The following is a 15,825-nucleotide window of genomic DNA, read 5'->3' on the forward strand; positions in this document are numbered from 1 at the left end:
GCCTCCACGGACTCTAAGAATGATATTGACCAAGTAATATGACAATTTGTAATGTCATCGAGTCATGAACTGATCGGAGGGCGGGTCCAGGTCATGCCTCACTTCGCTGACGGCCTCTACAACTCGCGTACCGTGCTCATCACCGGAGGAGCCACCGGTATCGGCTTCGCTATGGCCCAGGCGTTCGGGCTGCACGGCGCACAGGTCGTGCTCGCCTCCCGCAACGCCGAACGACTCTCGGCGGCCGGCCGCCGGCTGACCGCCCTCGGAGTGGAGAACGACACCGTGGTGTGCGACGTCCGCGACGAGGCCACGGTCAAGGCCGCGGTGGAGCGCACGATGTCCCGCTACGGGGCCATCGACGTCCTGGTCAACAACGCGGCGGCCAACTTCTGGTCGCCGGCCGAGACGATGTCGGCGCGCTCGTTCCGGACGGTCGTGGAGATCGATCTCCACGGCACATTCCACTGCGGACGGGCTGTCGTCCCGCACATGATCGCCCAGGGTGGCGGCGTGATCCTCAACGTGGCGATCACCGACCCGCACCGCGGTCTGCCCTACTTCGCCCACGCCGCCGCCGCCAAGTCGGGGGTCCTCGCGCTCACCTCCACCTGGGCGGCGGAGTGGGGCCGGCACGGGATCCGGGTCAACGCGCTCGGGCCCGGCCCCACCCCCACCGAGAGCGCGGTCGGCGGCATGGCCGTCGGGCGCACCGACCACCCGCCGTCCTTCGAGCTCCAGCGCCGCCGGACACCGCTCCGCCGACTCGCCGCCCCCGAGGACTCCGCCTCCGCCGCGCTCTTCCTCTGCTCCGACGCCGCCTCGTTCATCACCGGGGTGAACCTCCCGGTGGACGGCGGCATCTCCCTCCCCACACCCAGCGGGGACCTGAACTTCGACCGAGCGGCCACACCCGCGACACGACGAGGAGACGACCAACAGTGAGTACGGCGATCGAAGTCCGGGGGCTGACCCGGACCTATGCCAAGGGCCGTCGCCGTGGAGCGGGGGCCGGTGAGGTGGTGACCGCGCTGCACGGCCTGGACCTCGACGTGGCGAGCGGTGAGATCCGAGGTCTGCTCGGCCCCAACGGCGCCGGCAAGACCACCCTCGTCAAGATCCTCTCCACCGTGCTGCTGCCCACCGACGGCCGGGCCACCGTGCTCGGCCTGGACGTCGCAGCCGACGCCAGGGCGCTCCGCCGGCGGATCGGCATCGTGTTCGGTGGCGAGCGCGGCCTCTACGGGCGGCTCACCGCGCGGGAGAACCTCGACTACTGGGCCGCCCTGTACGGGACGCGCGGCCGCAAGGACGCGGTTGCCGCGCTGCTGGACCGGGTCGGGCTCGGCGACCGCGCCGACACCCAGGTGGACCGGATGTCCCGTGGCATGAAGCAGCGTCTGCACCTCGCCCGCGGTCTGGTCGGCGACCCGGAGCTGCTGTTCCTGGACGAGCCCACGGTCGGCATGGACCCGGTGGCCGCCCGCGAGTTCCGCTCGCTGGTGACCGAACTCCGGGCCGAGGGCCGCACCATCCTGCTGACCACCCACGACATGCACGAGGCCGAGGCGGTCTGCGACCGGGTGACCCTGATCGACCGTGGCCAGGTGGTCGGCACCGAGGCGCCCGCAGAGGTCGGACGCTGGATCACCGCCCACGAGCGGGTGGACGCCCGGGACGTACCGGCCCCGCTGCGGGAGAGCGTCGCCCTGCTGGAGGGCGTGGCCGGCATCGAGGAGCTGGCCGACGGCTGGATCCGGATCGCCACCAACGCCGAGGGCGCGGTCCGACCGGTGCTGCGTGCACTGGTGGACGCCGGGGTCACCACGGTCCGCACCTCGCTGCCGACCCTGGAGGACGTCTACCTGGAGGTCATCGGCGATCGAGGGCTGACGGTATGACCGAGATCCTCACCGGCGCCCTGCTGCAGCTGCGGCTGTTCCGTCGCAACGCCGGCCACCTGCTGGTCTTCGCCACCATCCCGTTCTTCACCGCCATCTTCCTGTCCTCGGTACGCCAGGCGGACCGGCCGGACCTGGAGGCCTACGCAGTCCTCGCACCCGCCCTGATGGGCCTTTGGCTGGTCTCGCTCGACCTGGCGGGGTCGGTCGTGGACGACGAGAAGCGCGGCGGCACGCTGGAGCTGTTCCTGGGCTCACCGGCCGGCCTCACCCGGCTGGTCACCGGCCGGGTCGCCGTCATCGCGGTGCTCGGTGCGGCGACCTTCGCCGAGTCCTGGCTCACGGCGGCCGTCCTCTTCGATGTCCGGCTCCCCGTGCACCACCCCTGGCTGCTGGTCTGCACCCTGGCGGCGACCGCGCTCGCCACCCTCGGCACCGCGACCGTGCTCGCCGCCGCCTTCGTGACCGCGGGCTCGGCCCGCCGTTGGGCCAACGCGCTCGGGTACCCGTGCTACGTGCTTGGCGGCGTGCTGGTGCCGGTCGCGCTGCTCCCCGGTTGGCTGCAGCCGGTCAGCAAGGTCATCTACCTGTCCTGGGCGGCGGACCTGCTCCGGGCGGTCACCCGCCCCGAGCCGGTGGGGGACTTCGGTTGGCGGCTCGGGGCACTGCTGCTCCTGGGTGCCGTCGCGTACCTGGCCGGCACCGTCCTGGTGGACCGGATGATCATTCGCCTGAAGTCGGAGGGCACGGTGGGCCTCTCGTGAACGCACTCTCCCGGTGGTACGGCATCGTCGCCACCGCCTCCCGGATCGGCTTCCGCGAGCTGGTCACCTTCTACACCTGGCGCACCTGGGTGTTCGGCTGGTTCCTCCGGCTGATCGCGCAGGTGGTGTTCTTCGGCACCATCGGCCTGCTCTCCGGCTCGGAGGAGCGGGTGCGCTACCTGGCCGTCGGCAACGCGGCCGTGGTGGTCTGCATCGAGGCCATGGTGGTCATCACCACCACCGTGCGCGAGCGCGGCCAGGGCACCCTGGCGCTCCAGGTCGCCGCCCCCGCCGACTTCGCGCTGACCTATCTGGCCCGTGGCGCGTACTGCCTGCTGGTCGGCATCGTCAGCAGCACCGGCGTGTTCGCCGCCGCAGCGATGATCTTCCGGCTGTCCATGCCCTTCCCGCAGGTGCTGCTCGTCCCGTTCTTCCTCGCTCTGGCGGGTTGCTCGGCCTACGGGCTGGGTACGGCCGTCGGCGCCCTGGTGCTGCGCCGCCCCGGGCTGCAGTGGCTGGCGCTCAACACCGGCTACATGTCCCTGATGACCTTCTGCGGGGTCAACGTCCCGGTGGACCACTGGCCCGCGCCGATCGCCGCCCTGGCCGAACTGCTCCCGCTCACCCACGCCCTGCAGGCGCTGCGCGACCTGCTCGCCGGCGCACCGGCCTCCACCGTGCTCGCCGGCCTCGGCTGCGAGGCACTGGTCGCCCTGGCCTGGACCGCGCTCGGCGTGGTCCTGCTGGAACGTGCGGTTGCCGGAGAACGGCGGCGCGGCACGATCGAGTTGTCCGCATGAACGCCGTGACCGCACGGCCCGCCCTGGTCCGGTTCCCGGCCTCCCCCGAGGCCCGGGTCCATCTGGTCTGCTTCGCCCACGCCGGCGCGGGGGCCGCCCCGTTCGCCGGCTGGGCCGGGCTGCTGCCGCCGTGGGTGGCGGTCAGCGCCGTCCGGCTGCCCGGCCGGGAGAGCCGCCTGCGGGAGACCCCGCTCGGCTCGCTCGACGAGATCGCCGGGGCGGCCGCCCGGGAGATCGCCGAGCTGACCGGCCCGGTGGTGTTCTTCGGGCACTGCTTCGGCGCGGTGGCCGCCTACCGGACCGCCCGGCTGCTGGAGCAGGGAGGACGGACGGAGCTGCTGCGGCTGATCGCCGCCGCCGCCCCGGCACCGGACGGCACGATCGGCGGCACCACCCACCTGCTGGACAGCGAAGACCTGTTCGCCGATCTGGCCCGCTACGGGGCGCTCCAGGACACCCCGACCGGCCGGGCCCTCTACTCGCTCGCCGAGCCGGCGATCCGGGCGGACTTCCGCGCCCTGGAGACCTGGACCGTGCCGGCCCCCGCCGACCGCCTGCTGGCCGCTCCCGTCCTGGAACTGCGGGGCGACCAGGACCGGGTGCTCGACCCGGACGGCCCCGGCTGGTCCGGCTGGACCACCGGCAGCCACCGCCGGGAGTCCGTCCCCGGCCCGCACCACCTGCTCGGCCACGCCACCGACGCCCTGCTCGCCGCGATCACCCGCGAGCTCGACACCGACCAACACTGCCGGCCGCCCGCCGCGGCACGTCTTCTTGGAGGAATCCGATGAACCCCGCTGCGGACGACGACCGCATAGCCGTGATCGGAATGGCCTGTCGGCTCCCCGGCGCCCCCGACGTCGAGAGCTACTGGACCAACCTGCTCAACAACACCGTCAGCCTCACCGAGCTCTCCGACGACACCCTGCGGAAGGCCGGCCTCTCCGAGGCGGCCATCGCCGACCCGAACCACGTCAAGCGGGCCCCGCTGCTGGACGACGTCGCGGGCTTCGACGCCGGTCTCTTCGGCTTCACCCCGCGCGAGGCCGAGCTGCGCGACCCGCAGCAGCGGATCTTCCTGGAGGTCGCCTACAGCGCGCTGGAGGACGCCGGCGTCGCCACCGGCGGCCCGGCCTCGGTGGGCGTCTTCGCCGGTGGCGCGACCAACCGCTACGCCGAACTGAACGTCCGGCGCAATGCCGCCGCCGTCCGCAACTACGGCGAGGTCGGCATCCAGTCGGGCAACCACAACGACTACATCGCCACGATCGTCTCCTACAAGCTCGACCTGCGCGGACCCGCACTGACCGTCGCCACCGCCTGCTCCACCTCGCTGGTCGCGCTGCACCTGGCCTGCCAGGCGCTGCGCAACGGCGAGTGCGACATCGCGGTCGCCGGCGGCGTCCAGCTGGAGCTGCCGCACGGCGCCGGCCACCGCTGGGTGGAGGGCGGCATCTTCTCCCGGGACGGGCGCTGCCGCCCCTTCGACGCGGCCGCCGACGGCACGATCTTCGGCGACGGAGCGGGCGCGGTCGTCCTCAAACCGCTCGCCGACGCGCTGCGGGACGGCGACCGGGTGCTCGCCACGATCCGTGGTTCCGCCGTCAACAACGACGGGAACCGCAAGGCCGGATTCGCCGCCCCCAGTGCCGACGGCCAGTTCGCCGCGGTGTACGAGGCCCTTGCCGTGGCCGGCGTGGACGCCGCCGAGGTGGGGTACCTGGAGGCGCACGGCACCGGAACGGCTCTCGGTGACCCGATCGAGGTCCAGGCGCTGAGCCGGGCCTACCGCACGCAGACCGACCGCACCAACTACTGCCTGCTCTCCTCCGCCAAGGGGAACATCGGCCACCTGGGCCCCGCCTCGGGCATCGCGGGCTTCATCAAGGCGGTGCTCGCCGTCAACCGGGGCATCGCCCCCGGTACCGCCAACTTCGACGCGGCCAACCCGCTGATGGAGCTGGAGCGGACCCCCTTCACCGTCCGGTCCGAGGCCGGACCGTGGCTGGTGGACGGCCCTCGGATCGCGGGTGTCAGCTCCTTCGGCATCGGCGGCACCAACGTCCACGTCCTGGTCGAGCAGCCCCCGGCCGCCGCACCGGCCGAACCTCGCCCGGCCCGCCGCCGCACGGCGGTGCTGCCGCTGGCCGCCGCCTCCCTGCCCGCGCTGCGCGGCATGGCGGAGCAGCTGTCCGCCCACCTGGTGGACGAGGACGCCGACCTCACCGAGGTGGCCCGGACGCTGCACCGCCGTCCGCTGCACCACCGCCACCGGCTCGCCGTGGTCGGTGACGACAGCATCACCCTCGCCGACGCCCTCACCGACCTCGCCGACCGCGACCGGGCCGCCGGTGCGCCGGCCACCGGTGCGGTCTTCCTGTTCCCCGGTCAGGGCACCCAGCACCCCGCCATGGCCGCCGAGCTGTACGCCCACGAGCCGGTCTTCCGCGCCGAGTTCGACCGCTGCCTGGAGCACTTCGGCGCGGAGATCGCCACCGCACTGCGCTCCGCGCTGCTGGAGAACGGCCCGGACGCCACGGACCGCCTGCGCGACACCGCGCTGACCCAGCCCGCGCTCTTCGCGGTGGAGTGGGCCCTTGCCCGGTTGTGGGCCTCCTTGGGGATCCGGCCGGTCGCCATGATCGGCCACAGCGTCGGCGAGATCACCGCAGCCACCCTCTCCGGTGTCTTCGAGCTCGCCGACGCCGCCCGTCTGGTGGTCCGGCGCGGTGAGCTGCTGGCCGCGGCACCCGCCGGGCGGATGATCGCGTTGGCGATGCCGGCGACCGAGGCGGAGCGTCTGGTGGCGGGCCGTGAGGTCTGGATCAGCGCCGACAACGGCTCCCGCAGCTGTACGGTCGGGGGCTCGGTGACCGCCGTGGACGAGCTGACCGCCGAGCTCACCGCCACCGGCCGGCGCTGGGTGGCCCTCGATGTCGAGCGGGCCTTCCACACTCCGGCCACCGGCCGGGCGGCCGAGGAGCTGGCGGAGTTCGTCGGAGGACTGACCCTCGGCCGGCCGACCGTCCCCTGGGTCTCCAACGTGACCGGTGACTGGATCACCGACGCCCAGGCGGTGGACCCGGAGTACTGGGCCGATCACCTGCGCCGCCCGGTCCGCTTCCGGGAGGGCGCCGAACGCGCCGCCGCCGTCGAGGGCGGTGTCCTGCTGGAGGTCGGTCCCGGCCAGGCACTCACCCAGCTGGTCCGCCGCCTCCCGGCGGCCGCCGGACACCGCCCGATCGCCTCCCTCCCGGCGGCGGGCGACGACACCTCACCGACCACCGTCCTGTACCGCGCGGTCGCCGCGCTCTGGCAGGCCGGCCTGGACATCGACTGGCGGGCCCTGCTGGAGCACGAGCGGATCGTGCCGATCGCCCTGCCCGGCTACGTCTTCGACCGTGGGCAGTACTGGATCTCCCCCGACCCGGCGCCGGCTCCCCAGGCCCCTTCCGACTCCGCCCCCACCGAGTCCGCGCCCGTCGAGCGGTCCGTCCCGGCCGAGGACGACCGCATCACCGTCCCCGGCTGGGCCGAGGTCCAACCACAGCGGACCAAGAGCGCCCTGGCCGGCCGCCGTTGGCTGCTGCTGGCCGAGGACGCCGGGCAGGCCGCGCCGCTGCTCGACCGACTGACCGCGGCCGACATCACCGCCGAGCTGGTCAAGGCCGACGACGCGGAGCCCGAGCGGCTGGGCGCCGCGATCCGGGCCGAGCTGCGCGACCACCGGGAGCCGCTGGAGATCGTCCACCTGTGGCTGGCCGGCCCGGCACCGGCCGGCGACGCCCGGCGGACCGCCGACCACTGGCTGGACCGGGGGTTCCGATCGGTCCAGCGGATCGTCCAGGACCTGGCCCGGCACTGCCCGGACCGTCCGGTCCGGTTGACCGTGCTCGCCGACCGGCTCTGGGACGTCACCGGTTCCGAGCCGCTGGAGCCGGCCAAGGCGCCCGTGGTGGCGCTGCTGCACAGCGCCGTCCGGGAGAGCGATCGGCTCCGCGCCCGGGTGGTCGACGTGTCGGCCGGCGCCGACCTCGGGGCCGAGGCGCTGTGGGCGCTGCTGAGCGGTGACGACGAGGCCGGGATGACCCGGGTCGCGCTGCGCGGCCGGCGCCACTGGCACCCGACCTTCCACAGCGTGCCCCTTCCGGGTGCGCGGCTGGCGGACGCCGGCGACGGGGCCTGGCTGATCACCGGGGGCCTGGGAGCCCTCGGGCTGGTCGCCGCCGAGCGGCTGGCCGCCCGGGGCGCGACCCGGATCGCGCTGCTCGGGCGTTCCGGCCTGCCGGAGCGTCACCTCTGGTCCGAACAGGACGGTCTGACGGATGGCCTGCGCAGCGCGATCGAGGCGATCCGGCGGATCGAGGCGGCCGGCTGCCAGGTGCTGCCGCTGGCGGCGGACGTGGCCGATCGGGCCTCGCTGGCCTCGGCCGTCGAGCAGGTCCGCGCCAGCCTCGGGCCGGTCCGTGGGGTGATCCACGCGGCCGGGCTGAGTGGCGGCGGGATGCTGGCGGTCAAGGACGCCGCCGCCGCCGAGCAGATCCTCCGGCCCAAGATCGACGGCGCCCTGCTGCTGGACGAACTGCTCGGCGACGAGCCCCGCAGCTTCGTCCTGTTCTCCTCCGTCGCCGCCGTCACCGGCCAGTTCGGCCTGTCCGACTACGGCGCGGCCAACGCCTTCCTGGACGCCTTCGCCCACGAGCGCTCGCGTCGCCGCCCCGGCCGCAGCCTGTCGATCAACTGGCCGTCCTGGGACGGCGCCGGCATGGCCGTGGAGGCCGCCGCCAAGCACTCCCGCTTCCACCCCGGCCGCCCGAACCGCGAGCCCGAGCTCAGCGCGGTCCCCGGCACGGAGGCCGCGCCGACCTTCACCGTCCGGCTCACCCCGGACGTCTGGATGGTGGACGAGCACCGGATGGGGAACACGCCGGTCCTGCCCGGCACCGGCTACCTGGAGCTGGTGCTCCGGGCGATCCGCACCTTCCACCCCGGCCCGGTGCGCCTGTCCGACGTGGCGTTCACCGCTCCGCTCACCGTCGCCCAACCGCTCGACCTGACCATTCGCTTCGAGCGGGAGGACTCGGGCTGGCGCTTCCGGGTCGAGTCGAAGGCCGACGGCGCCCGCGCCGTCCGGCACGCCGGAGGCGCGGTCGAGCCCTTCCAGGGCGCCGCCCCCCGGCACGACCTGGCGGCCCTGCGCGCCGCGCACACCGTGCCGCTCCCCGGGCCCCGGCTCAACGACGGTTCGGGGCTGATGACCGTCGGCGCCCGCTGGCACACCGTCCAGCGGGTGAGCGGCGGTGACGGAAGCGCGCTGGCCGAGCTGGCCCTGCCCTCGGCCCACCACGGCGACGCCGAGACCAACCTGCTGCACCCGGCGCTGCTCGACTGCGCCACCTCCTTCGTGCTGCCGCTCCCGGCCGGCACCAACGCGCTGCCGTTCAGTTACCGCGAGGTGGTGGTCCGGGGCCCACTCCCGACTCGGGTGACCGCGCTCATCCACCCGTGGCCCGAGCAGCCCAAGGGCGCCGTCGTGCGCAACCTCGCCCTGATCGACGAGGACGGGTGCGAGGTGGTGACCATCAGCAACTTCACCCTCGTCCACGTGGACCGGGCGAGCGTCACCCGGTCCGTCGGGCAGAACGGTGGGACGCCGCTACGCTCCTCGGGCATCGCCCCGAACGCCTTCCTCGACGTCGAGACGGGTGCCGCCCTGCTGGAGACGTTCCTGACGGACGACTTCGGCCCGCAGGTGATCGTCGCACCCGAGGGCCTGCGCGAGAAGCTGCGGCGCAGCGACAACTTCACGGCCGCGACGGTCCGGTCGCCCGGCGGACCGGCCGGCGACCAGCAGGACACCCCGCGCCCCGCCGAGCCGGCCGCCCCGGCCACGGCCGAGGACGGGCTCGCCGCCCGAGTCGCCGGTCTGTGGACCGAGATCCTCGGCACCGAGGCCGGTTCGGAGGACGACTTCTTCGAGTCCGGTGGCGACAGCCTGGCCGCCGTCCAGTTGATCGACCGCATCCGCGGCGAGCTCGGGGTCGCCCTGCCGATCTCCACGCTCTTCGACCACCCCACGCTGGGCGAGCTGGTGGCCGCGGTCCGGGAGAGGGGGTGACGGCCGTGCCGCTGTCAGCCGTCCCGGACCTCCGGGACCGGACCCTGCACGGGCTGGTCGGGGCACAGGCCGCCCGCACCCCGGACGCCGTCGCGCTGGAGAGCGAGGCCACGTGCCTGACGTACAGTCAACTCTGGTCTCGGAGCGAGCGGGTGGCAAGTTCGCTGATCGCGCAGGGGGTGCTCCCCGGTGACGTGGTCGCCGTACTGATGCCCCGTAGCGCAGAGGTGGTGGTCGCCCTGCTCGCCGTGCTGCGGGCGGGCGCCGCCTACCTCGCGCTCGACCCGGACCAGCCGGTCGCCCGGCTCCGGGGCATGGTGGCGGACGCCGGCGTCCGCCTGGTCGTGGCCGACCCGGCGGGGCCCGCCGAGGCCGTTCCCGCAGGTGTTCCCGCCCTGTCCTTCGACCTGCTGGCCGGTGCGAAGGACGCGGTGGAGCTTCCCCGGGTGGCGGCCGGCGACGCCGCCTACGTGGTCTTCACCTCCGGCTCGACCGGTCGCCCGAAGGGTGTGGCGAACGAGCACGGGGCGATCGTGGACAAGGTCGAATGGCTGGCCGACCGGCTGCCGTTGGACGGCCGGGACGTGGCCCTGCACAAGACCGCCTATGCCTTCGACTACTCCGTCTGCGAGGTGTTCTGGCCGCTCGCCTGCGGTGCCCGCCTCCGAGTGGTGCCCTCAGGGCTGCACGCCGACCCGGTCCACCTGGTGCGCGAGATGCGCGCCGCCGAGGTGACGGTGGCACAGTTCGTGCCGTCCATGCTCGCCGTGCTGGCGGAGCAGCGGGAGTTCCGGGCCCTGGACCGGCTGCGCGTCCTGGTCGTCGGGGGTGAGGCCCTGCCGCCCGCGATGCTGGCGGAGCTGCGCGGCTGGTCCAGGGCGGAGGTCGTCAACCTCTACGGCCCGGCGGAGTGTTCGGTCTTCGCCACCTGCTGGATCTCCCGGGCCGGTGACCCGACCGGGGAGGTCAGCATCGGGCCGGCCGTGGCCGGCACCGAAATCTCGATCATGGACGAGGAGGGCCGACCGGTCGCGGCCGGCGCGGTCGGCGAACTGTGGATCGGCGGCCCCGGTGTCGGCCGGGGCTACCTGGGCCGACCCGACCTGACGGCCCGTGCGTTCCTGCCCGATCCGGGCCGGCCCGGCGGTCGGCGCTACCGCACCGGTGACTTGGTGCGGCAGCGGCCGGACGGCGAACTCGAGTACCACGGCCGGATCGACGACCAGGTGAAGATCCGTGGCCAGCGGATCGAACCGGAGGAGGTCCGCCGCCAACTCGTGGACACGCTCAAGGCCGGGCCTGCGGCGGTCCTCCCGTTCCGCGACGCCACCGGCGCGACCCAGCTGGCCGCCTTCCTCACCGACCCGGGCGGCCTGCTGCCATCGCCCGAGGTGATCCGGTCCGCGCTGACCGACCGGATGCCGCCGGCCATGGTGCCCGCGCGCATCCTGACCGTGGAACGGCTGCCGCTCGCCCCGTCCGGCAAGCTGGACCGGACCGCCCTGCTCGCCCTGCTGGAGCACCGGCCGAGCACCGGGCCGAGCACCACCGGGCAGGCCGGCACCCCGACCGAACGCGCCGTGCTCGACATCTGGCGCGAGCTGCTGGGCGACCCGGGCATCGGGCCCGAGGACGACTTCTTCGCCTGCGGAGGGCACTCCCTCATCGCCGCCCGGATCCTGGTCCGGCTGCGGGAGCGGCTGGGCACGGAAATCCGGATCTCCGACCTGCTGTCCGCCCCGACGGCCCGTGGCCTGGCCACCCGGATCGCGGGCCTCGCCCCCGCGCCCGCCCCGGCCACTCCCGGCCCGGCCGGTGAGGTCCCACTCGCACCCGCACAGCGCCGGCTGTGGCTCCAGGAACAGCTGGCACCCGGCCAGGTGGACTACAACGTCGTGGACGTGTGGACGCTGTCGGGTTCGCTCGACCGCACCGCACTCGCGCTGGCCGTCACCGATGTGATGAGCCGTCACGAGGCGCTGCGCACCACCTTCCGGACCGGCGAGCGCGGGCCGGTCCAGGTGGTGCACCCTCGTCCGATCGGCGGCCTGGAGTTCGCCCCGGGCCCGCTGGGCGAGGACGCGGCGCAGGAGAGCGTCGCGCGCCTGGCCCGGACCCGGTTCGACATCAGCACGGGTCCGGTGGTCAAGTGCGTCCTGCTGCCCACCGGCCCGGACCGCCACCAGCTGGTCCTGGTCGCGCACCACCTGGTGCTGGACGGCTGGTCGGTCGAGGTCTTCTGGGACGAGCTCTCGCACTGCTACGCCGCCCGCGCCGCCGGCCGTCTCCCCGAGCTCCCCCCGGTCGCCCTCGGCTACGCCGCGCACAGCGCCCGCGAGGCGGCCCGGCCGGTGCCCCCGGAGCACGCCGAGTACTGGCGCAAGGAGCTCGGCGACGCTCCGGCGCCACTGCGGCTCCCGCTCACCCCTGCCGGCGGCGAGCGACGGACGGCCCGGCACACCGTCTCGCTGGACGGAGGGCTCGCCGAGGCGGTCGCCGAGCTGGCCCGGAGCCTGCGCACCACCCCGGCCACCGTCCTGCTGGCCTGCTTCGGATCGGTGCTCGGCCGCTGGGGCGACTGCGCCGATCTGGTGCTGGGCGCTCCGCTCAGTGGCCGGACCACGGCGGACACCTCCGACACCGTGGGCTTCTTCAACGCGACCGTCGCACTTCGGCTCGACGTGTCCGCCACCCGGTCCCCGGCCGAGCTGGTCCGGCACGCCCACCGGGCACTGACCGGAGCGCAGCTGCACCAGGACCTCCCGTACGAGGAGGTCGTGGCGGCCTTGGCGGTGGATCGAGGGGCACCGCTCTTCTCGGTGTGGTTCAACGCGCTGAGCTTCCCCGTACGTGGCTTGCGCCTGGCCGGGGTGGACGCCGAACGGCTGCCCGCACCGGTGCCCGGCATCCCGTTCGACCTGTCGCTCTACGTGGACCAGCGGGACGGTGGGCTCTCCCTCGACCTCGCCTTCGACGCGGCCCGCTTCGAGCGGCCGTGGGCCACCGAACTGCTCGACCAGGTGGTCCGTACGATCGCGGCGTGGACGGCCCGGCCGGCTGCCGCCGCTGTGCCGCACCGGACACCCCCGGCGCCACTTCGCGGCCCTGCCGGCGACACGAAAGCCGCCTTGGTGGAGCGGGTGCTGGGCCATCCCTCGGACGCGGTGGCCCTGGTGGACGAACAGGGCAAGTGCACCTACGGCGAGTTGGCCGCCCGGGTGGGCGCGCTCGCGGGCCGGCTGCGGTCGGCCGGGCTGCGGTCCGGGGAGCTGGTCGAGCTGCGGGAGGCCCACGGCCGTGACCTCGCGGTCGGCCTGCTGGGCATCTGGCAGGCCGACGGCGTGGTGCTGCCGGTCGATCCGGAGCATCCCCGGTCGTGGCGGGAGGACCTCACCGCGCTGGCCCGGCCGCACTGGGCGGTCCGCTGCGGTCCGACCGGGCCGCAGGTCCTTCCCGTGGACCGCGCCGCGCCGAGGCCCGCCGAGCGGGTGCCGGACACCGGGCGGACCAGGGGCGAGCCCTGCTACCTGCTGCCGACCTCCGGTTCCACCGGCAGGTCCCGGCTGGTGCTGGGCGCCGACGCCCCGCTGGTCGCCTTCCTCGACCGGTGGTCGGAGCTGCACGGGATCACCGCCGAGGACCGGTTCAGCGTGCTGTCGGGCCGGTCCCACGACCCGCTGCTGCGCGATCTGCTGCTCCCGTTGTGGAACGGCGGCACCGCCGTCGTCCCGCCTGCCCGGACCCGGCTCGACACCGATCGACTGGCCCGTTGGCTGGCCGAGCATCGGATCAGCGTGGTGCACGCCACCCCGCTGGTCGGCGCGGCGATCGCCGGCGGGGCCGCCGCCTCGGGCACCCTGCTGCCCGCCGTACGGCTGGCCTGTTTCGGCGGCGACGTGCTGACCGACGCCACGGTCGAGGCCTGGCGTGCAGCGGCCCCCCACTCACGGGTGGTGACGGTGTACGGCACAACCGAGACACCGCAGGTGGCGAGCCACCACGAGCCGACACGCGGTCGCCCGATCGGCCCGGAGCCCGTGCTCGGGGCCGGCACGGTGGAGGCCCAGCTGCTCGTGCTCGACCAGGACAACGTGCCGGTGGAGCCCGGGCAAATCGGCGAGATCGCGGTCCGGAGCCCGCTCCTCACCCTGGGCTACCTGGACGAGTCCGAGGCCACCGCCCGCGTGTACCTGCCCGACCCGTGGGGCGAGCCCGGGTACGCGCTGTTCCGTACCGGTGATCGGGGCCGGCTCCGCTGGGACGGCACGGTGGCCTTCGTCGCGCGCAGCGCGGCCCTGGTGAAGGTCCGGGGCAACCGGGTCTCGCCGGCCCAGGTGGTCCACGAGCTGCGCCGGCTCGACGGTGTCGAGCAGGCGGCCGCGGGCGCGGTCGAGGAGGCCGGCGAGGGCTCCCGGCTGGTCGCCTTCGTCGTCCCGGCACCGGGGACGGCCCTCACCGAGGACGGCCTCGCGGCCGAGCTGGCACAGCGGCTCCCGGCCGGCCATCTGCCGGAGGAGATCAGGATCGTGTCGGCCCTGCGTCTCACGCCCAACGGCAAGGTCGACCTCAGGGCGACCGCCACCGCTCCCGTCCCGCACCCCGCACCGGCCCCGTCGGCCGTCCGGGGCCCGTCGCTCGGCCGGAACCGCCTGCACCGGGACCTGCTCCGGCTGTGGCGGCAGGTGCTCGGAGTGGAGACGGTCGGCCCGGACGACAACTTCTTCGACCTCGGCGGTACCTCGCTCACCGTGGTACGGGTACACGCCCTGATCCGCGCCGAACTGGGCATCGAGGTCTCGGCCCTGACGCTGTTCCAGCACTCGACGGTCCGCCGGCTGGCCGAGGCGCTCGATCAGGGTGCCGCCGACGCGCCGCCGACCGCCCCGGCCCCGGTGGCCGCCGGCGACGCCCGCTCACTGCGGCGGGCCGCTCGCGCCGGTCTCAGCGCGCTCGCCACCACGGCCTGACCCGACCCGCATCCACCAACCGAGAGGAGCGTCCTGCATGGACAACACCCGCAGCACCGCAGAACAGCGCATCGCCCGGCACGTCCGCACCGCGCTGGCCCTGCCCGACACCACGACCGACGCCGAGCTGGCCCGGGCGGACCTCTTCGACCTGGGGCTGACGTCGAAGAGCGCACTCGTCCTGATGGCCTGGCTGGAGGTCGAGTTCGGCCTGAGCGTCAGCCTCCGCGACGTCTTCGCCGACCCGTACGTGGAGGCCCTGGCCGAGCTGGTCGCCGCGGCGGAAGGAGCCCCGGCGGCATGACGGTCACGGTGACACCGCGGGCCGCCCGGCGGACGGCCGGTGGGCAGTGGTTGCGCGCGCCCGACGGGCCGTCCGACGGCAGGCTCCGCCTGTTCTGCCTCCCGTTCGCCGGCGGGGGCGCCGCGGCCTACCGGTCCTGGGCCCCGATGTTCGGGGACGCGGCCCAGGTGGTCCCGGTCCTGCTGCCCGGACGGGAGGCCCGGCTCAACGAGCCCGCGTTCACCGACGCCGACGCCCTCGCCGAACTCACGGCCGACGCGCTGGCGCCCTGGTGCCGTGAACCGTACGCGGTGTACGGGCACAGCATGGGCGCGTTGCTGGCCCACCGGACGGTCCGCGCCCTGCTTCGGCGAGGCCTACCGGCCCCCGAGGTGCTGGTGGTCGCGGCCCGCCGGGCGCCGCACCTGCCGCCGAGCCTCCCGCTGGTCCACGACCTGCCTCGGGAGGGACTGGTGGCGAAGCTCCGGGCGATGGGGGCGACGCCGGAGACGGTGCTCGCCAACGACGCGCTGCTGGACGTGGTGCTGCCGACGGTGCGCGCGGACTTCGCGCTGGGCGAGCTGGCCCCGCTGCTCCCCACCGACGAGCCGCTGCCGGTCCCGATCGTCGCGTTCGGCGGCCGGACCGACGGCCTGGTGGACATGGAGTCGCTGGCCGCCTGGGAGCGGCACGCGGGCCGCTCCTTCGCCTGCCGGCTGTTCGACGGCGGACACTTCTTCCATCTGGAGGATTCCGCCACAGTCGTCCGCGAATTGCGAGCGCACATGCGAATCGATGGTAATTGAGTGGAAGCTTGACAACTTTCTTTACAGAGTGGTATTTTTCACCTTTGAATACGATTTCGATAGCAGTGAGAGCGACCCTCACCAGGCACATCGACCACTCAGCCGCCCGCACCCGGGCATCGACGATGCGAGTGACACCTCGCTTCCGCTTGCTTCACATGTGACCTCGTCAATTCCTCCATCACC

Annotated in this window: 9 protein-coding genes; all 9 read left to right on the forward strand. The window is 74.0% G+C overall.

Annotated elements, in window-relative coordinates:
- The first annotated feature begins 93 nt into the window (after nt 1-93).
- From ACQ614_RS17240 to ACQ614_RS17280, 9 genes are read left to right on the forward strand one after another with little or no spacing between them, the layout of a single operon-like run.
- Nucleotides 94-945 (forward strand): SDR family oxidoreductase, encoded by an 852-nt coding sequence (locus ACQ614_RS17240; protein WP_431679446.1) that lies wholly within the window; start codon nt 94-96, stop codon nt 943-945.
- Nucleotides 942-1,901: an ABC transporter ATP-binding protein gene (locus ACQ614_RS17245; protein ID WP_431679447.1), complete on the forward strand. Its 960-nt coding sequence runs from the start codon at nt 942-944 to the stop codon at nt 1,899-1,901. Before ACQ614_RS17240 ends, ACQ614_RS17245 begins: the two co-directional genes overlap by 4 nt.
- Nucleotides 1,898-2,665 carry an ABC transporter permease gene (locus ACQ614_RS17250; RefSeq protein WP_431679448.1) on the forward strand — a complete coding sequence of 256 codons (768 nt, stop codon included), beginning with the start codon at nt 1,898-1,900 and terminating at the stop codon, nt 2,663-2,665. Before ACQ614_RS17245 ends, ACQ614_RS17250 begins: the two co-directional genes overlap by 4 nt.
- A complete protein-coding gene (locus ACQ614_RS17255) occupies nt 2,662-3,465 on the forward strand; it encodes an ABC transporter permease (protein WP_157818799.1) in 804 nt (267 codons plus the stop codon). Before ACQ614_RS17250 ends, ACQ614_RS17255 begins: the two co-directional genes overlap by 4 nt.
- Nucleotides 3,462-4,256, forward strand: a complete 795-nt coding sequence (locus tag ACQ614_RS17260) for a thioesterase II family protein (RefSeq protein WP_431679449.1) — start codon at nt 3,462-3,464, stop codon at nt 4,254-4,256. Before ACQ614_RS17255 ends, ACQ614_RS17260 begins: the two co-directional genes overlap by 4 nt.
- Nucleotides 4,253-9,583, forward strand: coding sequence for an SDR family NAD(P)-dependent oxidoreductase (locus ACQ614_RS17265; protein WP_431679450.1), 5,331 nt, complete (start codon nt 4,253-4,255; stop codon nt 9,581-9,583). Before ACQ614_RS17260 ends, ACQ614_RS17265 begins: the two co-directional genes overlap by 4 nt.
- A 5-nt stretch (nt 9,584-9,588) precedes the next feature.
- A complete protein-coding gene (locus ACQ614_RS17270) occupies nt 9,589-14,550 on the forward strand; it encodes an amino acid adenylation domain-containing protein (RefSeq protein WP_431679451.1) in 4,962 nt (1,653 codons plus the stop codon).
- A 37-nt stretch (nt 14,551-14,587) separates the two neighbouring features.
- On the forward strand, nt 14,588-14,854 hold the full coding sequence (locus ACQ614_RS17275; RefSeq protein ID WP_431679452.1) for an acyl carrier protein: 267 nt from the start codon (nt 14,588-14,590) through the stop codon (nt 14,852-14,854).
- Complete coding sequence (locus ACQ614_RS17280) at nt 14,851-15,639, forward strand: thioesterase II family protein (RefSeq protein ID WP_431679453.1); 789 nt, start codon at nt 14,851-14,853, stop codon at nt 15,637-15,639. The genes ACQ614_RS17275 and ACQ614_RS17280 overlap by 4 nt, the downstream gene beginning before the upstream one ends.
- The last annotated feature ends 186 nt before the right edge of the window (nt 15,640-15,825 follow it).

Source organism: Kitasatospora dryopteridis, assembly GCF_050749075.1.
In the GTDB taxonomy this organism is placed as follows: domain Bacteria; phylum Actinomycetota; class Actinomycetes; order Streptomycetales; family Streptomycetaceae; genus Kitasatospora.